The sequence below is a fragment of the Dorea sp. AM13-35 genome, from assembly GCF_003473885.1.
In the GTDB taxonomy this organism is placed as follows: domain Bacteria; phylum Bacillota; class Clostridia; order Lachnospirales; family Lachnospiraceae; genus Dorea_D; species Dorea_D hominis.
The window spans coordinates 17,812-39,503 of the sequence record NZ_QUCZ01000003.1; the positions used below are offsets into that span (position 1 = coordinate 17,812).

Genomic DNA, 21,692 nt, shown 5'->3' on the forward strand with positions numbered 1-21,692 from the left:
ATGGCAAAAGCATTTGGAATTGTAAATTTTGCGGGAAACCATGTCCGCGTTGAAGGATTGCAGAGTTATCGTCCGGTCGCAGCAGTTTCCTTTCTGGGAAGATACCGTGTTGTAGACTTTCCTATTTCAAATATGAGTAATAGCGGCATTGACCACATTCAGGTTTACGTAAGAAGAAAGCCACGTTCTCTGAACGACCATCTTGGAACAGGAAGACATTACAACATTAACTCTAAGCGTGGACGTTTACATACTTTATTTTCTATGACCGGCAACGAACAGGATCTTTATAATAATGATATTGCAGCATTTTACGATAATATGGAATGTATTGAATCAGAAGATTTCCCATATGTTGTAATCGCTCCAAGCTATATGATCTACTGTCAGGATTATACTGATCTGATTGAGACACACATTGAATCCGGTGCTGATATTACAATGTTATATCACACAGTTGACAATGCCAAAAGCGCTTTCATCAACTGTAATGTTCTGAACCTGAACAAGCAGAAAGGCGTACTGGACATGGAGCCGAACCGTGGAACAGCAAAGACACGAAATATCTCCATGGATACTTATATAATGAAGAAAGAGCTTTTCATTGAACTGATTCACAAAGCGAAGAAAACTTCTTCCTCATATACACTTGCAGATATCATTAACATGGAATGTGGCGAACTTGATATCCGTGGTGTTTCCCACAGAGGTTATTTTGCTGCAATCTCTGATTTTGGAAGTTATTATAATGCAAATATCTCTCTGATTGATTTTAAGACAGCAAGAAGCCTCTTTAGTAAAGACTGGCCAATTTATACACGTACAAACGATTCCGCACCGACACATTATTTTGAAAGTGCAGATGTAAAAAATTCTGTTATTTCCAACGGAAGCTCAATTGAGGGAACGGTTGAACATTCTGTTATGGGACGTGGTTGCCAGATTGAAGAGGGCGCTGTCGTGAAGAATTGTGTTGTTCTTTCCGGCGTCAAGATCGGCAAAGGTGTTCATGTTGAGAATATGGTCATCGACCGCAATGCCAAACTGATCCATACACCAGAGATTATTGCGGATCCGGGTCATCCAGGATATATCAAACGCGATGATACTTTATAACATAATACCAGTGTCAAAAAACTGAAACTACGATGTACTTTTCTAAAACTGAGACATTCACCTCCTGCCGGAGAAATTCTGGCAGGAGATTTTTTATTCCTGTATATTTTCCCCAATTTTACAAATCCTATATTATACTACAAAGAAAGGATGACAACCTATGAATAAAATGTTTTGTTTTCAATGCCAGCAGACCGCTCACAATACCGGCTGTGAAGGAAATGCCGGCGTCTGTGGCAAAAAATGTGGCACTGCAAATGCGCAGGATGCACTCACAAACGCACTGATCGGTCTTGCCCGCGCAGTAAATAAAAAGACACCTTCTGAGCAATCTGACCGACTCGTGCTGAAAGGACTTTTTACAACGATCACAAATGTGAATTTCCATGAAGACAATGTGCGCAAACTGACACAGGAAATACAAGCGGAAAGAAACGCGATCGATGCTTCCGCAGAAGAATATGACATCCGAAATATCTGGGAAAATCATGAGGATATCCGCTCTTTGAAATCTCTGATTCTCTTCGGACTGCGCGGCATGGCTGCCTATGCTTATCATGCACTGGCGCTTGGCTACACTGACCGGGATGTTCTGAATTATTTCTACGAAGCGCTTGCTGTTCTCGGTGAACCGTCAGATACTAGTAAAGAAAACTTCGAAAGACTTCTCTCCTACGTCCTGAAAACCGGAGAGGTCAATTACCGATGCATGGAGCTTCTGGACAAAGCCAATACGGAAAGCTATGGAACTCCCGTTCCGACTGAAGTTCCACTTACGATTGAAAAAGGACCTTTTATTGTTGTAAGTGGACACGATCTTCACGATTTGAAATTGCTTCTGGAACAGACAAACGATACGGGCATCAACATTTATACACACAGTGAAATGCTGCCTGCCCACGGCTACCCGGAGCTTAAGAAATATCCACATCTGAAAGGAAATTTCGGAACTGCATGGCAGAACCAGCAATTTGAATTTCACAACATTCCGGCACCAATCCTGTTCACAACAAACTGCCTCATGCCGGTAAGACAGAGCTACTGCGACCGTGTATTTACCACCTCCATCGTCTCTTACCCAGAACTTATCCACATCGGAGAAGAGAAAGATTTTACACCGGTTATTGAAAAAGCACTGGAATGTGGCGGTTACGGTAAAGACCATCCGATGTACGGCGTCAATGGCGGCAATACTGTTATGACCGGATTTGCGCACGGCACTGTCTTAAAAGAAGCCGGCAGGATCATTAATCTTGTAAAAAACGGGAAAATCCGTCATTTTTTCCTGATCGGTGGCTGCGACGGTGCAGCTCCGGGGCGGAACTACTACACCGAATTTGCCAAAAAGACGCCTTCCGATACATTGATTCTCACGCTTGCCTGCGGCAAGTACCGGATCAATGATCTGCATCTGGGCGAAATAGACGGACTTCCCCGTATTATGGATATGGGACAGTGCAATGATGCTTACAGTGCGATTCAAGTAGCGCTGGCTCTCGCCGATGCCTTTCACTGCAGCGTCAATGAACTGCCCCTGACTCTTGTATTGTCATGGTATGAGCAGAAAGCGGTCTGCATCCTGCTCACACTGTTATATCTTGGTATCCGGAATATCCTTCTCGGGCCTACACTCCCTGCATTTGTCTCACCAAATGTTTTGGAAGTATTAAAAGAAACGTATCAGCTGACACCAATTTCCACACCAGAGGCAGATCTGAAACGCATCCTCGGATAGTATTGCTTCTTCGGAATTCGCCTAAGCAAAAACCTCCTGCCAGAGTTCATGATTCTGGCAGGAGGTTTGCTTTTATTTATGATAATTCCAATTTTCCGGTATAGAGCTGGTAGTACGTGCCCTTGTTCTTAATGAGATCTTCGTGATCACCTCTCTCGATGATCTTACCGTGCTCCAGAACAATGATCGCGTTACTGTTACGGATCGTAGAGAGCCGATGTGCGATCACAAATACGGTACGTCCTTTCATCAGGTTATCCATTCCCTTCTGTACGATACTCTCTGTACGTGTATCAATGCTAGAAGTCGCTTCATCCAGGATCAGTACCGGCGGATTGGCAACAGCAGCTCTTGCAATCGACAGAAGCTGTCTCTGTCCCTGTGAGAGTTCCTCACCGTCTCCGCTTAACAATGTCTGGTAGCCGTGCGGCAGCATTTTAATAAACTGATCTGCATGCGCCAGTTTCGCCGCCTCGTATACCTGCTCGTCAGTCGCATTCAGATTACCATAACGGATATTGTCCATGATTGTTCCGGTAAATAAATGCGTATCTTGCAGTACAATTCCAAGAGACCGTCTCAGATCATCCTTCTTGATCTTGTCAATATTGATTCCGTCATAGCGGATCTTGCCTTCCTGAATATCGTAGAAACGGTTGATCAGGTTTGTGATCGTTGTCTTACCGGCTCCGGTCGATCCGACAAATGCCAGTTTCTGTCCCGGTTTTGCAAATAGACTGATGTCATGCAGAATTACTTTATCATCTTTGTATCCAAACGTTACATCTTCAAAGCGGACATCTCCGGTCAGCTCTGTATATGTCACACTTCCATCTGCGCTGTGCGGATGTTTCCATGCCCACATACCGGTTCTCTCTTTGCACTCAGTAATATTTCCATCTGCATCTTTCTTCGCATTGACCAATGTGACATAACCCTCGTCCTTCTCCGGTTCTTCATCGATCAATGCAAAGATACGTTCTGCACCGGCAAGCGCCATAACAATCGAGTTAAACTGCTGCGCCACCTGCATGAACGGCTGTGTAAAGCTCTTCGTAAACTGAAGATATGATGCCATAACGCCAAGCGTAATTCCTCCGACCCCTGCTACAGAGAGGAAACCGCCAAGAACTGCCGTCAGTACAAACTGTAAGTTACCGATATTTCCGATAACCGGTCCCATCATATTTGCAAATTTATTTGCCTGGGAAGCACTCTCGAACAACGCTTCATTCAGCTCATCAAATTCCTGTTCAGAAATTCGTTCATGGTTGAACACTTTGACAACGCGCTGTCCGTTCATCCGTTCTTCTACAAATCCTGTTACATCCGCAAGTGAATTCTGCTGTTTCACAAAATATTTTCCACTGTTTCCACCGATTTTTCCTGTCACCTTCATCATAATTCCAATCACAACAAATGCAAGAACTGTCAGGATCGGACTTAACACAAGCATGGAAATGAAAGTCACGATGATCGTAAACAGAGACATCAACGCCTGCGGGATTGCCTGGCTGATCATCTGCCTTAACGCATCTGTATCATTTGTGTAAAGACTCATGATGGAACCATTGGTACGCTCGTCAAAATAGCGGATCGGCAGTGTCTGCATATGTTCAAACATATCGTCACGGACACGTTTTAGCACGCCCTGACCGATATAAACCATCAATCTTGTGTATGTGAAGGTCGCCAGCACTCCGGCAATGAAAATGCATGCCAGCACACCAAGCGCCTGATACAGTTCTGTGTAATTCGGATTCTGCTGCCCGATCAACGGAATAATATAATCATCCAGCATAAATTTCAACGACAGTGAAACGGAAATACTTGCTACCGCACTGATCAAAATACAGATAAATACAAGAACGAATCGGAATTTATAAGTTTCTGTCACATATTTCAGAAGCCGCTTTGCTGTCTTGATATCATTTTTAGAAATTCTCTTTTTCTTATTCATCTTCGCCGCCTCCTTTCACCTGTGACTCATAAACTTCCCGATAAATATCATTTGTCTTCAGCAACTCTTCCGATGTTCCGACACCCAGCACCTTACCGTCATCCAGCACGATGATCTGATCTGCATCTTCTATAGAAGAAATACGCTGTGCGATAATGATTTTCGTCGTATCCGGAATCTCTTCCCGGAATGCTTTACGGATCAGCGCATCCGTCTTTGTATCTACTGCGCTCGTTGAATCGTCCAGAATAAGGATTTTCGGCTTCTTCAGCAATGCTCTTGCAATACAGAGACGCTGTTTCTGTCCACCGGATACATTGTTACCGCCCTGCACGATCTGCGTATTATATCCGTCCGGAAATTCCTGTACAAATCCGTCTGCCTGTGCAAGACGGCATACTCTTTTTACTTCCTCTTCGCTTGCATCTTTATCACCCCAGCGGATGTTGTCGTATATCGTCCCGGTAAATAATACATTTTTCTGAAGTACCATGGACACCTGGTCACGCAACACTTTCAGATCATAATCTCTGACATCCACGCCACCGACTTTTACCTGTCCGCCTGTGACATCATAAAGTCTTGGAATGAGCTGAACAAGTGTAGACTTCGCACTTCCGGTTCCTCCGATGATACCGATCGTCTGACCGGATTTAATATGAAGATTTATATCTTTCAGCGACAGATTTCCGCCTTCTCCGGCATAGCTGAAATTCACATGATTGAAAACAATCTCGCCATTGTCTACCGTCTTTACTGCATTTTCCTTATCCTGCATCTCCGGTACTTCTTCCAGCACCTCTGTAATACGGTCTGTGGATGCCTGCGCAATCATGATCATAACAAATACAAATGTAACCATCATCAGTGCACCAATGATCTGCAATGCGTATACAATAATACTGGTCAGTTCTCCTGTCTCCATCTGACCACCGATAATACTCTTTCCACCGATCAGAACAAGCAGGATAACAACTGTATACATGACGAACTGCATTACCGGTGAGTTCCATGCAACAATCTTCTCTGCCTTTGTGAACAGATTATACACATACTGGGAAATGCCGTGAAATTTCTTCACTTCATAGTCTTCTCTTACAAATGCCTTTACCACACGGGATGCATTTACATTTTCCTGCACGGAATTATTTAACACATCGTACTCATCAAATACTTTGATAAAATGCGGATGTGCTTTTTTTGCAATAAATATCAGTGTTCCGCCAAGCACCGGCACTACGATCAGAAACAGTAACGCTGCTTTCTTATTCAGAAGAAGTGTCATCACCCACGATAAGATCACCATGATCGGTGCTCTTGCTAACAGACGAATGCTCATCATATACGCCATCTGCACGTTCGTAATATCTGTTGTCATACGTGTAACCAGTCCGGATGTGGAGAAATGATCGATATTATGGAACGAAAATTCCTGTATCTTATAGAAAATATCATGACGCAGATTCTTCGCATATCCGGCTCCGGCAACGGCTGCCATATTTCCTGCCTGCACACCGAAAAACAATGCCAGCATTGCCATGACCACCAGGATAACTCCTCTCTGTATGATGTAATTCATATCTCCCTGTGCGATTCCCACATCAATGATCTTTGCCATCTCAAGCGGGATCAAAACTTCCATAAAAACTTCCAGAACTACAAGAAGAGGTGCCATGACAGACTGCTTTTTGTATTCTCTGACAGATTTCAACAATGTTTTGTTCATCGTTATCTCCTCCTTTTCATTTTTCTATCTCATAACTTTTTATTGTTTAGCTGTTTTCTTATTTATCTGCTTTCTTTTTTGCTGTTTCTTCTTTTGCCGCCTTTTCTCCTTCGGCAAGGTTCCGATACATGAGATACATAACCTTCTTGCATGTCAGTACATCTTCTTCAGAAATACCTGCGACCAGCATTGCTTCGGTCTGGTGAATGTGCTCCATAATAAATTTGTGCACTTTTTCAGCCTTCCCTGTCGGAACTATCCGTTTCAGCCGGGCATCAGACTCTACTGCTTCACGCGTGATAAATCCATGCTCTTCCATTAATTTCAGTATTCCGGTTGCTGTAGACTTGCGGATACAGAATTCTTCTTCCACATCTTTCTGGTAAATATCCTTGTGCTCAGATTCCAGCAAAATAAATTTGAGCACGTGTCTCTGCATTGCCGTGAGTTCTTCCGTATCATCAAATGGCGTCCCACAATTGTGCCGTTTCATCTGATGAGAAAGTATATGGATCAGCCTTCCCATATGCATCTCTTTGATTTTCTGATCTGGATCCTGCATATTTGATTCCTCCTTGTAATCTATGTACAGACCTGATTATTTGCTCTGATATCCCTTCCCGGTCACACATTTTAATTCCTGCGTAACAGTTAGCCTCTGAATAGTTCGTATGCTAACTGTTCGCATGCTAACTTATTATATGTGTCTTATTTTCAAATGTCAATATATTTTTTCAGGCGGTTTCCTCGCCGCTATAACAAAAAGAGAGAGACAAAAAGAAGTTCTCGTCTCTTCTTTTTGTCTCTCACGGGGCATGTATCTATAAATTTGTTATTGTCTTATAAATTTTACTTCTATTCTTCCAGTCTTCCAGATCTGATTACTAATTTTCAAATACTGTCTGGTCTGTAACTGGTGTCTGAAGTGCTTGCAAAGCCTTCTCAACCAAAGCATCCCTGATTTTATAAGATTCTGCTTCGCCTTCTGTCGGATCACCGAGCGGATACGGGATTCCAATCGCCGGAACGATTCGGTTCGCACCGATCGTGCGTGAAATCGGAACTACTGTACACACATGCACCACCGGGATACCATATGCTTCAATGCCTTTTACCATCGTTGCACCGCAACGTGTACAGGTACCTCAGGTACTTACAAGAATAACTGCATCTACATGATCTTCTACCAGCTTCTTACCAATATCCGTACCGAATTTTGCTGCTGAATTGGTAGCCGTTCCAGTTCCGGTCGTACTTGCAAAATACGGATACAATTTACCAATCTCTCCGTCCTTTTCCTTCTTCCGGAGAACATCCAGTGGAATAACGAGATTTGGATCTTCCATTACAAACTGTCTGTCATATCCACCATGGATTGTTGTATAATCATCCTTTGACATCTTTTCCATTCCCTCGATCGGATACCAGCCAAATTTGGTTGCATTGGATGATTCGATATGATCCGGATTGTCAAGTGGCACGATACCGCCAGAAGTTACAATGGCGATCGTTGCCTTGCTCATATCCTTGATAGCTTCTGCCGGAGGAACACGGTCGAACTTCGGCATCGGAAGGTCTGTGGAAAATTCTTCTCCGGCAATCTTCTTAAGAAGCATCTGGATTCCTCTCTCAGAACCTCTCTCATCCGCAAAATAATTAACACGGATTCCTCTCTCCAGATATCCTTCCTCTGCTGGTCCAAGGATCTCTTCACCTGTCACAAGCTTACGGATCAGATTCACAAATTTCGGTACTGCTTTACGCATTGTTGCTGCAGAATTACCTGTCTCTACGAGAATCACATCCTGACGGAACATATCTGTTCCCGGATTTTCCTTATACATACCGGACACAACCGGAATGCCAAGTCTTTCTTCCACTGCCTTGCATATTGTTCCGCATGCTACTCCATAACGTCCCGCATTAAATGCCGGTCCTGCAACAAATACGTCCGGGTGATAACGTTTCACCATCTCTACAATTGTATCTGTCGCTTCATCCAGATTCTCTCCAAAATAGTTATCACCACAGATCACAGTCGCAACGATCTCATAATCGTCTCCGAGTCCCTGTGCCAGTGCCAGTCCCGGTCCAATGACCTTCTCTTGTACTTCCGGTTCATAATCTGCTTTATCTTCTCCGCCGATACCGCCGAAGAACTGATTCAGATAATGTACAATTCGATATGCTGCCATGTTTCACCCCTCCTTTAGTATCCTTTTGCTGCCAGTTTGTTGTAGCCGTTCGCAATTGTAGATGCGATAATAATCTGCAGTTCTGCTTCAAATGAACCGTCTTCGTTCATACAGCCTGCCCAGCCGCCGATCTGGCTCTCGATATATTCTGTTGTTCCGATTACCTTATCCATTGCCGGGAAATGAAGTGTTGCATTACCCTGTCCACAGGATGCAAGTGCTGTTGCTTCATCACAGGTATCTGCCAGAGAAGCAGATTTTCCATCCTTACCTGGGAACTCATCTGTAATCAGGCAAACTTTCGTTCCGGCTCTTTCTACTTTCTTGCAGTTCATCATCAGATCTGTATCCGGATTGCCATATCCTTCTTCTGTGATCAGCACTCCGTCCAGTCCCATCCACTGACACAGCTTCGCAACCATATCAGAATGACGTTCCTTATCCGCAAGAAATACATTTTCATTCGTCAGAATCACGCCCATGAAATTGAGATCTTTTCCATGATGTCTGTATAAATCTTCAATAACCGGATTGTGCAGATGATGATAGCTGGTTACTTTATCACACGGTGCCACACAGTTACCGGATACGATTGCGCCATCCATGATCTCTGTCGGATACATAAATGTCGGTACGATCTGTTTTGCATCCACTCCATAATAATAAGTATCATGCAACAATCCCTGTGACTGAAGCATATGTACATATCCGATCTTCGGAAGATCCGGGTATTGCTGTGCTTGTTCCAGAATTGGCTTTGTCTCATACACTTCCAGTGTGTCCGGTTCGATATTTCTTGCAAGTTCGCCGAGATATGTTGCAACTTTGAGGCCTGCCATACGTCCCGCACGCTCATAAACATGTGTTTCCAGACCTTCTTTTGGTTCGATCACCACGCACACATTGAGCGTCTTTGAAAACGGACAATAATCTGCTGCCGGTCCGCTCATATCAATGACACCTTCCTGAAATCCTACGATTCGTCCCACTGTAACAACACAGCAGCCGGATAATGCATGTGTTCTTCCACTTCCAACCTGTGGAGACACTTTTCCGATCACACCTGGGAAAATCTCACCGCCACTGACTTTTACACGTGGTTCGATTACGTCTTTTACCGGCGTGATTCTTGTCTTCTCACCCGGTTTTGCAAGTTCCAGATGGCAGCCAATCAATTTGTCATCTTCCAACACAAGGCGTTCTACTTCTTCCTTATTGATAGAAAGCACATGATCATCCACGCAGGACTTGTCACCAAACCGGATATCCTTGATCTCAATTTTACCTAACTCCAGTTTCATACTTCCTTCCCTCCTCATTCTGCTTTACTTTAAAGCTATTTTTATCTCTGTTATAAATACCTTGCTATCGTCTCTGCACTGTCTGCTGCGCTAAACGATCCTTGGCATAACATTCTGAACTATGGATAAATCAATGGTCTTGAAATCATCCTCTACTTTTTTGGGGTAGGAAGCCGGGGACGGTGCTATCTCCTGCCAGCGTCTGTATACTTCCAGACATTTTTCAATCAACAGGATTGCCTTCATCGCATCTTCCCCGCTTCCCGGGTATACAATTACAGAACGATATGGCGTCTGGTTCGGTTTCAGGCTCGATGCCTGCGGATGTGTCAGCAGAATATGGCGGTCATATACCATATCCCGCGTTGCGATCAGAACTTCTTCATACGTCTGTTTTAAAATAACTTGCATCTCATCTTTGTATGCTTCAAACACGCGGTCATTATTCGTAATTATGATTGCTTTCTCTCGTTCGTACATACGCTTTTCCTCTGTAGATATCTATATTACAAGGTATCATTTTTATAAAAATTGTTAGAACAAAGTGCCCTCTGTTCCGCCTTTATATTGTTTTATTCGGTGTGTTTGTATTATAATGTTTTTCTATAAATATAATCTTTCATTTGCTTTTTCTATCAAATTCAATGTAGCACAATCTTTATGTAGTTTCAATGGATTTTCTTAACATTTTGTTATTTTTTTATCTATTTTTACCATAAAATTATTCAAGCAAAAGTGCCGCAGGCACAACGGGCTCGCCTGTTTTGGTCCTCTGGTAGAAATAAATAATCAAAAAAAGTCCTTGACAGAAACTAAAATAATTTCTGTCAAGGACGAGTTCTGCATTGGAAAAAAATATGTATCTCCGGCTTATACCACCCGCGGTGCCGCCTTGATTCACAGCATGACCTGTGCGCGCATGAATGCTTTGATCTCCGCTTCATTGGTTTAGTATGTTAAATTGTTTTTTATAATTTAGCACAACATCACTCTGTTATCAAACTATTTTTATTAAATATGCCGCACTAAATGCACCGCACGCTGATAACTAGTCAATCAGGTCATTCTGATATCTGGATAAATGCTCGTACGGCAGAATCTGACGTCCCCTGTACAGACCACAGCCATCGTTAATCAAACTGTTGTTCACTGCTGCGAACATATTGACATCCAAGTCTTTTAACTCCAGATTGACAAGCCGTTTTCCACGCTCATATGCTTCATCAAAATACAGGTTCTCGCCCTCCGGAATAACTTTCCTTCTTGTACGCTCCTGCTCCTGCTTCTTCTCGTAAGCCTTATGATTTGCCGCACCAATCTCTGCAATATCGTCCATTGTCTTCGTCCGAAGCTGCACTTCCATATAGCTTCGTGAACTGTTATCGTAAAATGTAATATGAAGAGACTGGTATCCACTCTCAATATGATTAGAAATATAATCTCTGTAATACGGGCGGACATTATCATGAAGCTGCTCTGACTTACTCTCCAGCACGCCTCTTGCCGACTCTGCCGAAAATCCCTGTGCTTCCAGAAATCCCGGCAACACATTGGCAATCTGATACAGATACTCGATCTCTTCCTTCTCCCATTCTGCTTCATTTTTCACGTTGCATTTCGGAAGAGAAACTACGATCCGATATGCAATAAAATCACGGAAACAGTTTAATTTTTCTTTTAATTCGGAAATGGTCGGATAGCGCCCGTATTTCTCGTAACATTCATAGACACATTCCACGATATAACCATTGAATTTCTCTTCCGCACGGAGCAGTGATTTGATCCTGCCTTTGAATGTAAATGCAAGAAACGGATATTCCTTTGCCATATATTTGTAAAATTCACGGATCTTCTGCGACTGTGCTGTCAGGAAGTCGTTGTGTTCCAGCATTTCCTGAATCTGGATCAGAAAATTACTGTGGATCAGATCGATCTCATTGCCGGTACGTTTTGCTTCTTTTCTAAGATCTACGATATATTTGTGTAAAATCTTAAAGACTGTATTTCCGGAATATAAATAATCGTTTAATGTTATCATTCGCATCACCTCTTAAACTTATTTCATTATAACAGATGAGCATATGTGTTGCAGTACAATCTTTCTGTAATTTAAGCGTTCAAAAAGAAAGGGCACCACACGAATTTCGTGTAATACCCTTTGAAACGGATTAACTACTATAAAATGTCACTGCAGCATATATTTCTTCAATTGCCGCCGATTGGCAATTCCCAGCTTTTTGTAAACCGCTTTTAGCGTCCGGTTAAGCTGATTCTGTTCAATTCCCATATGTTCGGCAATCTCCACATTCATCCAGCCTCTGTTTGCCAGCATAGCTACTACAAATTCTTCTTTCGTAAGTACACTGAGTTTCCCGCCGACTGCTTTTGCTCCTTCTCCTTTGCTTCTAAGGCCATGCCATTTCTGCCATCCGTAACTGAAACGTTCCATGATCCGGAATATCCGGTCGAATTCTTCCGGCGACTCTTCTTTTATATATTGTTCCACCAGCCCCTGTAAAAGTCCATGATGTTCACCGATTCCTTCCAGCAGTCCATCCGGCTCTGCCAGTTCCCATGCTGCCCGAAAATGCTCTTCGGCTTCTTTCGTTTTCTTCATACTGACAGCGTCCATCGCTGCCACAAGGTGAAGATATATAGACGAAACCGGATATAACTGCGGGCTGAATGCAAGCCCTGTCTCTACGATTCCGCGGGAGCGCTCATACTCTCCCTTCTGATAAGCATCATATGCGATAAAGTAACATCCCCATAACCGCAATCCTTTTGGAAGATCTGTTAGATATTCAAAGATCAGAGGTGCTTCCCAGTCTTCGATATGAAGCAGCACTTTTGCCACACTTCCGGCAAATGCCGCATATGCTCTCTCTTTGCGATCTTCTGAATGAAGCAGCACATCAGCCGTCACTTTCATAACATGTGCACCTGCTTTTGCTGCCTCTACTCCTCCTACCGAAAAATCAGAAAAAATATAGATCAGACATGCCGACATTCTGAATACAAGATCTTCATCCTGCAGATACTTCTCGGAAATTTCTGCCGCCTTCTCACTTTCTCCCCGAAAATAATAAAATTCCGCACGTGCCATTTCCCTGTGTGCAGAATCTTCCAGATTGTCAATGAGAGTTCTTGCTTCACCCGGAACATAGGATGTTCCCATAAACCATAACTTATGTTCCATAATACTTCATCTTCTTTCTGTCTTAATGTTTCACCTTATTTTAAATTTACTCTCTTTTAAATATAATTTTAATTTTCCGCTTTTATGCTTATTTCGGGGCAGATCCCTTTACTGACACTTCATATAATACCAGCAGATTGCTACCTGTTTTGGTTTCCTTGGTATAATAATATTGCATTTTTACATCCCTTGCAATAAAATATAAAAAACGACTTGTTTTCTTTAAAATTTCACTTGCCTTTTATGAACTGGAATCTGCATTTTGGGAAGGGAATTCTATGAATATTGAAAAATATACCATTTGCAGTGCTGCAATTTTATTAGAATATTATGACAACAAAATCCAGTCATTCCTTGAAAACTGCCACGATGATATTCTGTGGCTTGGACCAGCGCATGATCAGATGATCCGCGGAAAAGATAATCTGATAGATGCATTTCAGAAAGAAAAACATGAACTGCGTTTTACTGTTTCAAATCTCGTTGTCTATCCGCTCGACACAGGCAGTCCTTCTGCTCTGGACGTGCTTCTTACTTTTCAGTTGGATACTTTCTGGCCGGATGGCAGTTCAAATCGCGTCCATCAAAGAATTTCTATGCTATGGGCTATGCAAAATAATATCCCACGCATCCGGCTTTGCCACATTTCCAATGCGATTGCCTATGATCCGCGGGATACTATCTATCCTGTTCATTATGCTGAAACCTATAAATCCATGGTTCTATCCGGGCAGATAAAGCACAGAAGAGTTACTTTTCATGGAAAAGACCGCTCCATGATTTATCTGAAACCGGATCTGATTCTGTATGTAGAATCCTGTGGTTCTCATACTCTGCTGCACACTTCGACGCAGACATTTGAATGTGTTGAGCGTCTGTCCGCTCTATGCAAACGCTGTGAACCGGAACTGATCCGCTGTCACGAAAGTTATCTGGTGAACCTGACTTACGTCGCCAGTATCCAGCGTTTCTCCTTTACACTTACCAATGGGGTCTCTATTCCGATACCCGAGAAACGATACACGCATATAAAAAAGCTGCTGGCTAATTTTTCTTCTTCCCCGGAAGTGAAAGAATAATAACTGCACCGATGATTCCTGCAAATCCTAAAAGATCCATGAATTCAAAGGAAACGCCCGTAAATAATACGGATGCAAGTGTTGCTGTCAGTGGTTCTACCGATGCAAACAGACTCGCCCTTGTTCCGCCGATCAGACGCAGCCCTTCCATGTAGCATCCGAAAGAAAGCACGGTTCCCATGATGATTACGACCGTTACGCACAGAAATGTCTGCCAGTCCCATATAATCTGCGCCGTGGTTGTCCACGGTCTTACAATTGGAATCAGTCCGATTCCGCTGATTAACATACCCCATCCAACGATCGCAAATGTTCCGTATTCGTTCATCAGATTACCCGGAACCAGATTATAAAATACGGTTGCAAGCGCAGATGCAAGTCCAAGAAACAGAGTTGTTTTGGACACTGTAAGCTGTGTCAGATCTCCGTGCGTTGCGATCAGTATGACTCCGCCAAATGCAAGAACCAGTGCAATACGCTCTGATACTTCCGGCAATTTCCGGTTGACAAGCGATGTGTACAGCATGATGATAACCGGTGCCACATACTGCAATACTGTTGCGATACCTGCATTTGAATCATCTACTGCCATATAATATGTCATCTGGCAGGCCGCAATACCGATCATACCATACAACATCATCCGGATCACATGTCTTGGATTCTTCCATATGCGGAAAGTATCTTTTTTCTGTTTTGCAACTACTGTGGACAGAAGGAGCAATCCCGCAATGATCAGGCGCACATTTACCAGCCACTGTGGTGTCATCCCTCTGTGTTCAAATGAATATTTTCCAAAAACTCCTGCAAGCCCCCAAAAGACACCGCCTAATATTGTCAAAGCGGTGCCTCTCATCTTCTCACGGCGTTCAAATTGTTCCGTAAGTTCTGTATATCCCATTTTTTCATCCTCATTCTCTCATTGTACTCTTATCTGTTCGGATACTTATCCTATTCGTCAGCATAGCATATTTTTTAAAAGATTCCTATAGACCATCTGATCTTTCCCTTGATGTTTTTTATCTTCACAGTGCCAATTTCTCTGGAATCCCTGGAAACCTCTCGGTTATCACCGAGCACAAAAACCTGCTTATCTTCTACCGTCAGCGGGTAGGTGATCTTATCAGACTTTGCTTCCGTCTTACCGACTGCCTGCGGTGTCGTAACTTCTTCTCCGTTGACATAGATCTTTTCACGGTCAATATTAACGGTATCCCCTGCTACAGCAATCACTCTCTTCACATATACATCCCCGTTCGGCATATCGAGCGCCACGATGTCTCCGGCTTTGTATTCGCTGTTATGTCTCTCATAAATAACTACATTCTTGTCATGCAGTGTCGGATACATCGATTCTCCGTCAACTGTCGATATCCCCATAAAAAAATGGAATAGACCTATGATAACAACAAAAACGAGCAGGAACTGCATTATCACAATCAGTCGTTGTTTCCGGCGTTCTTTTGCTTTTTTCTTCTTCATGACCGGATCTACATCTTCCAGCACTTTTTGCTTAATACTCTCTATCTCCATCTTGTAAAACCTTCTTCCTGTTTCTTTTACCTTCCTTATTATAACGATTTTACCCTTATATCTCAACACCCAATCTATGTGCAAATCTGTGACTGTCGAAATATGGTATTCCCTTATTATTTGTGATATAATATACTAATGATATCAGAGAAATACATTCATATATCATTACATAAACTTAGTTCTGCAGATATATGAGCGTAAAACTCGGACAAGAAGTAACACACGGGGATTTTCAGCCTGAAACTATAGACATAAGCAACACCCGTCAATGGACCTGAATTGAACGGAGGATTCACAATTATGAAAAAGTACACGTCATTCAAGGTTCTCCAGCTTGCAATACTGGCGATCCTTACCATCTTAAGTCTGTTTCTCCTTCTGAAACCAGAAGTGAAACAGTTCGTATTTTCATCCCGCCCTGCCACGATTTTGTTTTTTGTCGTATGGGTACTGTTATTGGTCAGCTTTATTTTCCTGCTGATCGATTTTAACCTTATCTCAACAATTAAACTGAACTATCATAACTTATACGGTGTCGCTTATTCCGATCCGATATCCGGTATGCCAAACCGTTTCAGCTGTGATACAGTCATTGAGAAATATTACGACGAGAAACTTCCGGAGAACATCGGCTGTATTATGATCGATCTTTCCAATCTTTCAGAGATTAATAACCTTTACACACATGCTACCGGCAACCGTCTGTTGAAAGATTTTTCCAATATTCTTTCCACTGCGGCAACGTCTTTATGTTTTGTCGGTCGCAACGGTGGTAATAAGTTTCTTGCAATCTTTGAAGACTGTACCGAGGAAAATATAGATCTTTTTATCCAGCGCATTGAAAACCGGGTTGCCCAGCACAATCAGGCACCGGATTCTATTGCCATTGAATATCACACCGGTATCGCACTGAATCGTAATGAACATCTGGATCAGATTACCCGGCTGATCGCACTTGCAAACAAACGTATATCCAGATCAACGAATGTACAAAGGAGTTAGACGCATGGAACTTGATTATGATTACATTGCAAAACTGGTACGCAAAACGCAGGAAGGAGACAGCGATGCATTTGCAGAATTATATACTGCTACTTATCAGTCGCAGTACCGTTTTGCCTATCAATATGTAAAAGATCCTTATCTTGCACAGGACATCCTGCAGGAAGTTTACATTTTAGTATTAAAGAATCTGGACACACTGAAGAATCCGCGTCTCTTTGTATCCTGGTTGCACCAGATCACATTCCGGATCTGTTTTGACACTTGGCAGAAAAGGAAACGGCAGGAACAGGAACTGGATTATATATCCTCCGGTCAGACATCTGATTTTTCAGAATCTTTCTCGGATATCATGACGAATCCGGAGAAGCATATTCTGAAAAAAGATGCAAAAGCACGGCTGATGCAGGCGATCCAGTCACTGCCTCCACAATATTCGCAGGCGATCATCATGCGCTATTACAATAATATGAGCATCGAAGATATTGCCGTTGCGATGGATTACAGCCGGAGTACTGTCAAACGGCGTTTGCGCAAAGGGCGCAAACTTCTGGAAAACATGCTCCACGAAGAAAAAGGAGGGATTTGTTTTGAATAAAGATTATACTTCTGAGTTAGACCTTCACGCATCTTCTTTTGACAATACAGACATTCCTGCTTTGGATTCGAAGACTGCGAACCAGCTTCTGAACAACGTTTTTAACGCATGCGACATGGAACCGAGCACAATTCCGGTCGAAGTTCTGGAAGACTGGGGCAATTACAAGAAAACGACCTTTGGTTTCGGACGGACGCTGGCCTATCTGTGCACACTGCTTCTGATCTTAATGCCGCTTTTATTCATTAAGCCAACGATTATTGCAGAACGTACCAAAGTAGACTCTGCACAGTCCGCTGTTTACAATATCCGGGTAAAGACACTGCTCCCGATCCGGGAAGTTACCGCTGACCTGGATGGACATCCGGTCGCTTTAACGAAGAAAGATACGCATACTTATACTGCGGAAGTTACTTCTAACGGAACACTGACAATCCATGCAGAAGGCATGAACGCACAGACTTCCTTACGTAGTTACAAAGTTTCCAGTCTGGATACCGAGAAACCGAAACTTCTGGACTCCTACTCCCGTCACGGAGTTGTATATCTGGACGTATCCGACACATATTCCGGTATCAACTACGATGCGATTTCCGGTCTTGTCCCGAAGAGTATCAACAAGAAAACCGGTACCATTTCTTTTATGATACCGAAGCAACCGACAACTATTAAGATTCCGGATAATGCCGGTAATGAACTGGAATTGTTGCTCTCTCCGGTTAAGAAATAACGTACATTTTAAAAAGGAGAATCCCGATATGACTATGAAAAAGACATCACATGCTTTGCCTGTTATATTACTTATCGGGATTCTTCTTTTTGTATTATCCGGCTGTTCGTCTTCCCATTCAAATGAAGCCGATCATTCCGGGCCAAAGCGTGATTCCACGCCAAAAGTATTATCTCCGTCTGCCCCCGGCAAAAAAGTTTACAAAAATAACAGTGCATCCATCGATGCGTCACATATTTCCGAAGGATATATCATGGTAAAATATACCGGTGGCAAATCCAAAGTAAAATTACAGATTGCCGGACCGGATCAGGCAAATTATACTTATCTTCTGAGTAAAGACGCCGGTTATATGGCATTTCCACTCAATGCCGGAAATGGCAGTTATTCACTCAGTATTCTGGAAAATGTAAGCGGAGATTCTTATGCAGTCGCTCTGGAGCAGACCATTTCCGCAAAGATCAAGGATAGGTTTCTTCCTTTCCTCTACCCGAACCAGTATGTCTGGTTCACTGCGAAATCAAATGCAGTAAAAAAAGGGCAGAAACTTGCGGAAAATACATGGACGGATCTGGAAGTCATACAGAATGTTTATAACTATGTGGTGAAACATGTCGCTTACGATAACGCCAAAGCTGAAAACGTTTCTTATGGATATATTCCAAATGTAGATGAAACTTTGAAAACCGGCAAAGGCATCTGTTTCGATTATGCAGCTCTTATGACTTCCATGCTGCGTTCCCAGCGGATTCCGACCAAACTGGAAGTCGGTTATGCCGGTGAAACTTACCACGCCTGGATCAGCACTTATGTAGATGACAAAGGCTGGGTGGATGATATCATCAAATTTGACGGAAAAGACTGGCAACTTATGGATCCAACACTTGCCGCCAGCAACGACAAAGAGTCCGTCAAGAAATATGTAAATGACAAAAATCATTACGTTGTGAAATTCAACTATTAAATACAATGATCGGGTTATGATATACCAGGCATACAAAACTGCTGTAACCCGGAAAGGAGTAATTATGACCGAGACACACACGCCTCTCTCTAATGCCGAGACTGCGGCATTCTGTTCGCAGATTGCTATGATCCTGCGATCCGGTATTTCTTCTATAGAGGGAATTTCTATCATGCTGGAAGATACAACTGAACCAGAAGAGAAGAGATTACTGGAAAGCATCAACACCATGCTTCTGAATACCGGTTCCCTGCACCTTGCACTAGAAGATACGCACGTATTTCCGGACTATATGATCCAGATGGTACAGATTGGGGAACAGGCAGGAAAACTGGATGAAGTTATGACTTCCCTTGCGGACTATTATGAGAAAGAAGCTGCGCTAAACCAGACGATCCACAATGCAGTTACCTATCCTTTACTTATGATCTTTATGATGATCCTCGTCATCCTTGTACTGGTGACAAGAGTTATGCCGATCTTCAATCAGGTATTTGCCCAGCTCGGCAGAGAAATGAGCGGATTGTCACTGGGTATCCTGCGATTTGGTCAGTTCTTAAACGCACACATCGTCGTCTGCGGCATTGTCCTTGTACTGCTTGCTGCCGGCGCTGCTTACCTGTTCTGGACAAAACGTGGACACCAGCTGCTCCTTGGATTTATGGGAAAACTTCACGGCGGCCGTTCTCTTCAAGATCAAATCGGCGCATGTCGTTTTGCAAGTGGTATGGCACTGACTTTAAGCAGCGGACTGACACCTGCGGAATGTCTGAAACTCTCCATTCCACTTATCAAGAAAGGAGCTTTCCGCACCCGTCTGGAAGCCTGCTCCGAAGCAGTTACAAATGGCGAAGATCTGTGCGAAACACTTCTTTCCAATCATATTTTCTCAGGAATTTATGCCAAAATGGCATCCATCGGTTCTAAGACCGGTGTGTTGGAAGAAGTGATGAGCAAGATCGCCGGACAGTACGAAGAAGAGATCGATAACCGGCTCTCCAGAATGATCACTGCGATCGAACCGACACTTGTCATCATTCTGTCCGTGATCGTCGGCATCATTCTTCTGTCTGTCATGCTACCACTCATCAGCATCATGGCAACATTATAATACCTGGTTTCTTAACATGAATAAGAAATCTGTTCCCCGGTAATTGATACATCAAGATAGAAAGGAACGACTAAAGATGTCCCGTCGTTTTATTAAAAACCGGCAAACTTCATATTTGCGGAATGTTCTGATTTCCATCGCTTTATTTCTTGCTATCTTTGGATTTTTCTCATACGGAATCGTATCCGTCCAGAAAGACATGGAGAAAAACGAGATGGAAACGCTGCAGTCTGCCGTTACCCGCGATATCACCCGCTGCTATGCGCAGGAAGGCACTTATCCGGAGAGTCTGACATATTTAAAAAAACATTATGGCCTGACTTATAACTCTTCCAAATATTTTGTGGATTACCAGCCATTGGGCGCCAATATTATGCCTGACGTTACGATCATCCGGAAAGGAGGCGGAAACTAATGCGTTTTGAACGTTCGAGAAAACATATGATAGACTTTATATTTCCGCTGACACTTTTACTTGTATTTGCGGTTTCCGCACTGATCGTATTGCTTCTGTCTGCACGTATTTACGCCGCACAGACGGAACAGGCAGATAAAAATTACCAGACTACCACACCACTTTCCTATATTACGGAAAAATTTCGCGCAAATGACACATACGGCGTTGTATCTGTCGAGAAGCGTGAAGGCAGGGAATGTCTTGCTTTCCACATGCCGGCTGATACTTCTGCTGATAATAACGGAAATACAGATACTACCGGCTATACAACATATCTCTATACAGATGGTGGGTGGCTGAAAGAACTGATCGTACGAGATGACGCTGACGCTTCTCTTAAAGCTGGAAAGAAAGTGATCGAAGCCCGTGATCTGACCGTCACACGAAAGAAAAACGGACTGTACCGCATTATGATAACCGAAAAAAATGGCACACAAGTCAGCCGCCTGCTTGCAGAAAGGAGCCATTCATGAAACAACAGAATCACAAGCGCTCCGGCATCTTTCTGCTGGAAATTATGATCGCCATACTGTTTTTTGCACTGACCGGTGCTGTATGCCTGCGCACTTTCGTCAAAGCACATACACTGAGTACACAGGCTACCGAGACGGAACAGGCACTTTCCCGTCTGGAAGATGTTGCCGGGCTTTTAAATACAATAGACGCGGCAGAGTTAAAAGATGAAAAGACATTTTCAGAGACTCTTGAAAGTGAATTTCCAGCCTGTGAAATGGATGGCAGAAACGCTGTTATTTATTATGATACAGACTGGAAAGCCTGCCTGCCGGAAAAAGCATTCTACCAGATTCAGTTACAGACAACAGATAAAGAAGATTCCATGTGCCATTTTCAGATCAAAGCTCTGCGCCTCGCAGAAAGCACTGCCAGTATATCTTCCAGTAAATCTTCTGAGAAACAGTCAGGCAGGGCAGCTTCTGAAATTACACATTTAACACTAAAGCGCTACGCAAAGGATTGATGAT

Annotated in this window: 21 protein-coding genes; 11 read left to right on the forward strand and 10 right to left on the reverse strand. The window is 43.1% G+C overall.

What is annotated here, in order from left to right; genetic code table 11:
- Together glgD and hcp are read left to right on the forward strand one after the other, a co-directional pair.
- Entirely contained in the window at positions 1-1,116 is a 1,116-nt protein-coding gene (gene glgD / locus DW152_RS04385) for a glucose-1-phosphate adenylyltransferase subunit GlgD (RefSeq protein WP_118288066.1), read from the forward strand.
- Positions 1,117-1,285: 169 nt separating this feature from the next.
- On the forward strand, positions 1,286-2,851 hold the full coding sequence (gene hcp, locus DW152_RS04390; protein WP_334294652.1) for a hydroxylamine reductase: 1,566 nt from the start codon (positions 1,286-1,288) through the stop codon (positions 2,849-2,851).
- Positions 2,852-2,927: 76 nt separating this feature from the next.
- Here the strand turns inward: hcp and DW152_RS04395 are convergent, their stop codons facing one another.
- The 8 genes from DW152_RS04395 to DW152_RS04430 all read right to left on the reverse strand — a co-directional run bounded on the left by DW152_RS04395 (position 2,928) and on the right by DW152_RS04430 (position 13,232).
- On the reverse strand, positions 2,928-4,811 hold the full coding sequence (locus DW152_RS04395; protein ID WP_118288067.1) for an ABC transporter ATP-binding protein: 1,884 nt from the start codon (positions 4,809-4,811) through the stop codon (positions 2,928-2,930).
- A complete protein-coding gene (locus DW152_RS04400) occupies positions 4,804-6,537 on the reverse strand; it encodes an ABC transporter ATP-binding protein (protein ID WP_118288068.1) in 1,734 nt (577 codons plus the stop codon). The genes DW152_RS04395 and DW152_RS04400 overlap by 8 nt, the downstream gene beginning before the upstream one ends.
- Positions 6,538-6,595: 58 nt before the next feature.
- The gene (locus DW152_RS04405) at positions 6,596-7,099 is read right to left on the reverse strand and encodes a MarR family winged helix-turn-helix transcriptional regulator (protein ID WP_118288069.1); all 504 of its coding nucleotides are present in this window, start codon (positions 7,097-7,099) and stop codon (positions 6,596-6,598) included.
- Positions 7,100-7,421: 322 nt separating this feature from the next.
- Positions 7,422-8,732: a sarcosine reductase complex component B subunit beta gene (gene grdF / locus DW152_RS04410; RefSeq protein WP_118288070.1), complete on the reverse strand. Its 1,311-nt coding sequence runs from the start codon at positions 8,730-8,732 to the stop codon at positions 7,422-7,424.
- A gap of 14 nt (positions 8,733-8,746) precedes the next feature.
- Entirely contained in the window at positions 8,747-10,033 is a 1,287-nt protein-coding gene (gene grdG / locus DW152_RS04415; protein WP_117537719.1) for a sarcosine reductase complex component B subunit alpha, read from the reverse strand.
- Between the two features lie 90 nt (positions 10,034-10,123).
- Positions 10,124-10,513, reverse strand: a complete 390-nt coding sequence (locus tag DW152_RS04420; RefSeq protein WP_021861500.1) for a GrdX family protein — start codon at positions 10,511-10,513, stop codon at positions 10,124-10,126.
- Positions 10,514-11,081: 568 nt separating this feature from the next.
- The gene (locus DW152_RS04425; RefSeq protein WP_021861499.1) at positions 11,082-12,071 is read right to left on the reverse strand and encodes a relA/SpoT domain protein; all 990 of its coding nucleotides are present in this window, start codon (positions 12,069-12,071) and stop codon (positions 11,082-11,084) included.
- Positions 12,072-12,218: 147 nt separating this feature from the next.
- The gene (locus tag DW152_RS04430; RefSeq protein ID WP_117537718.1) at positions 12,219-13,232 is read right to left on the reverse strand and encodes a hypothetical protein; all 1,014 of its coding nucleotides are present in this window, start codon (positions 13,230-13,232) and stop codon (positions 12,219-12,221) included.
- Positions 13,233-13,510: 278 nt separating this feature from the next.
- Here DW152_RS04430 and DW152_RS04435 point away from each other — a divergent pair, with 278 nt between their 5' ends.
- Positions 13,511-14,311, forward strand: coding sequence for a LytTR family DNA-binding domain-containing protein (locus DW152_RS04435; RefSeq protein ID WP_118288071.1), 801 nt, complete (start codon positions 13,511-13,513; stop codon positions 14,309-14,311).
- Here the strand turns inward: DW152_RS04435 and DW152_RS04440 are convergent.
- Together DW152_RS04440 and lepB are read right to left on the reverse strand one after the other, a co-directional pair.
- A complete protein-coding gene (locus DW152_RS04440) occupies positions 14,277-15,212 on the reverse strand; it encodes a DMT family transporter (protein ID WP_118288072.1) in 936 nt (311 codons plus the stop codon). The genes DW152_RS04435 and DW152_RS04440 overlap by 35 nt on opposite strands.
- A 74-nt stretch (positions 15,213-15,286) precedes the next feature.
- The gene (gene lepB, locus DW152_RS04445; RefSeq protein ID WP_117537715.1) at positions 15,287-15,844 is read right to left on the reverse strand and encodes a signal peptidase I; all 558 of its coding nucleotides are present in this window, start codon (positions 15,842-15,844) and stop codon (positions 15,287-15,289) included.
- Positions 15,845-16,147: 303 nt separating this feature from the next.
- Between lepB and DW152_RS04450 the strand changes: the two genes are divergently transcribed.
- From DW152_RS04450 to DW152_RS04485, 8 genes are all read left to right on the forward strand, one after another.
- On the forward strand, positions 16,148-16,849 hold the full coding sequence (locus tag DW152_RS04450) for a GGDEF domain-containing protein (protein ID WP_117537714.1): 702 nt from the start codon (positions 16,148-16,150) through the stop codon (positions 16,847-16,849).
- A 4-nt stretch (positions 16,850-16,853) separates the two neighbouring features.
- Positions 16,854-17,447, forward strand: coding sequence for an RNA polymerase sigma factor (locus DW152_RS04455; protein ID WP_242992918.1), 594 nt, complete (start codon positions 16,854-16,856; stop codon positions 17,445-17,447).
- Positions 17,440-18,177 carry a hypothetical protein gene (locus tag DW152_RS04460; protein WP_021861492.1) on the forward strand — a complete coding sequence of 246 codons (738 nt, stop codon included), beginning with the start codon at positions 17,440-17,442 and terminating at the stop codon, positions 18,175-18,177. Before DW152_RS04455 ends, DW152_RS04460 begins: the two co-directional genes overlap by 8 nt.
- A gap of 28 nt (positions 18,178-18,205) precedes the next feature.
- Positions 18,206-19,141: a transglutaminase domain-containing protein gene (locus DW152_RS04465; protein WP_243059790.1), complete on the forward strand. Its 936-nt coding sequence runs from the start codon at positions 18,206-18,208 to the stop codon at positions 19,139-19,141.
- A 64-nt stretch (positions 19,142-19,205) separates the two neighbouring features.
- The gene (locus DW152_RS04470) at positions 19,206-20,252 is read left to right on the forward strand and encodes a type II secretion system F family protein (protein WP_118288073.1); all 1,047 of its coding nucleotides are present in this window, start codon (positions 19,206-19,208) and stop codon (positions 20,250-20,252) included.
- Positions 20,253-20,328: 76 nt separating this feature from the next.
- Positions 20,329-20,667, forward strand: a complete 339-nt coding sequence (locus tag DW152_RS04475; protein ID WP_118288074.1) for a hypothetical protein — start codon at positions 20,329-20,331, stop codon at positions 20,665-20,667.
- Positions 20,667-21,182 carry a DUF4860 domain-containing protein gene (locus DW152_RS04480; RefSeq protein ID WP_117537710.1) on the forward strand — a complete coding sequence of 172 codons (516 nt, stop codon included), beginning with the start codon at positions 20,667-20,669 and terminating at the stop codon, positions 21,180-21,182. The genes DW152_RS04475 and DW152_RS04480 overlap by 1 nt, the downstream gene beginning before the upstream one ends.
- Positions 21,179-21,688, forward strand: a complete 510-nt coding sequence (locus DW152_RS04485) for a PulJ/GspJ family protein (protein ID WP_117537708.1) — start codon at positions 21,179-21,181, stop codon at positions 21,686-21,688. The genes DW152_RS04480 and DW152_RS04485 overlap by 4 nt, the downstream gene beginning before the upstream one ends.
- The last annotated feature ends 4 nt before the right edge of the window (positions 21,689-21,692 follow it).

Excerpts from the sequence above, each read along its gene's own strand:
- glgD (WP_118288066.1), top strand. The coding sequence starts at position 1 with ATGGCAAAAGCATTTGGAATTGTAAATTTTGCGGGAAACCATGTCCGC.
- hcp (WP_334294652.1), top strand. The coding sequence starts at position 1,286 with ATGTTTTGTTTTCAATGCCAGCAGACCGCTCACAATACCGGCTGTGAA.
- DW152_RS04395 (WP_118288067.1), bottom strand. The coding sequence starts at position 4,811 with ATGAATAAGAAAAAGAGAATTTCTAAAAATGATATCAAGACAGCAAAG.
- DW152_RS04400 (WP_118288068.1), bottom strand. The coding sequence starts at position 6,537 with ATGAACAAAACATTGTTGAAATCTGTCAGAGAATACAAAAAGCAGTCT.
- DW152_RS04405 (WP_118288069.1), bottom strand. The coding sequence starts at position 7,099 with ATGCAGGATCCAGATCAGAAAATCAAAGAGATGCATATGGGAAGGCTG.
- grdG (WP_117537719.1), bottom strand. The coding sequence starts at position 10,033 with ATGAAACTGGAGTTAGGTAAAATTGAGATCAAGGATATCCGGTTTGGT.
- DW152_RS04420 (WP_021861500.1), bottom strand. The coding sequence starts at position 10,513 with ATGTACGAACGAGAGAAAGCAATCATAATTACGAATAATGACCGCGTG.
- DW152_RS04425 (WP_021861499.1), bottom strand. The coding sequence starts at position 12,071 with ATGATAACATTAAACGATTATTTATATTCCGGAAATACAGTCTTTAAG.
- DW152_RS04430 (WP_117537718.1), bottom strand. The coding sequence starts at position 13,232 with ATGGAACATAAGTTATGGTTTATGGGAACATCCTATGTTCCGGGTGAA.
- DW152_RS04435 (WP_118288071.1), top strand. The coding sequence starts at position 13,511 with ATGAATATTGAAAAATATACCATTTGCAGTGCTGCAATTTTATTAGAA.
- DW152_RS04440 (WP_118288072.1), bottom strand. The coding sequence starts at position 15,212 with ATGGGATATACAGAACTTACGGAACAATTTGAACGCCGTGAGAAGATG.
- lepB (WP_117537715.1), bottom strand. The coding sequence starts at position 15,844 with ATGGAGATAGAGAGTATTAAGCAAAAAGTGCTGGAAGATGTAGATCCG.
- DW152_RS04450 (WP_117537714.1), top strand. The coding sequence starts at position 16,148 with ATGAAAAAGTACACGTCATTCAAGGTTCTCCAGCTTGCAATACTGGCG.
- DW152_RS04455 (WP_242992918.1), top strand. The coding sequence starts at position 16,854 with ATGGAACTTGATTATGATTACATTGCAAAACTGGTACGCAAAACGCAG.
- DW152_RS04465 (WP_243059790.1), top strand. The coding sequence starts at position 18,206 with ATGACTATGAAAAAGACATCACATGCTTTGCCTGTTATATTACTTATC.
- DW152_RS04470 (WP_118288073.1), top strand. The coding sequence starts at position 19,206 with ATGACCGAGACACACACGCCTCTCTCTAATGCCGAGACTGCGGCATTC.
- DW152_RS04475 (WP_118288074.1), top strand. The coding sequence starts at position 20,329 with ATGTCCCGTCGTTTTATTAAAAACCGGCAAACTTCATATTTGCGGAAT.
- DW152_RS04480 (WP_117537710.1), top strand. The coding sequence starts at position 20,667 with ATGCGTTTTGAACGTTCGAGAAAACATATGATAGACTTTATATTTCCG.
- DW152_RS04485 (WP_117537708.1), top strand. The coding sequence starts at position 21,179 with ATGAAACAACAGAATCACAAGCGCTCCGGCATCTTTCTGCTGGAAATT.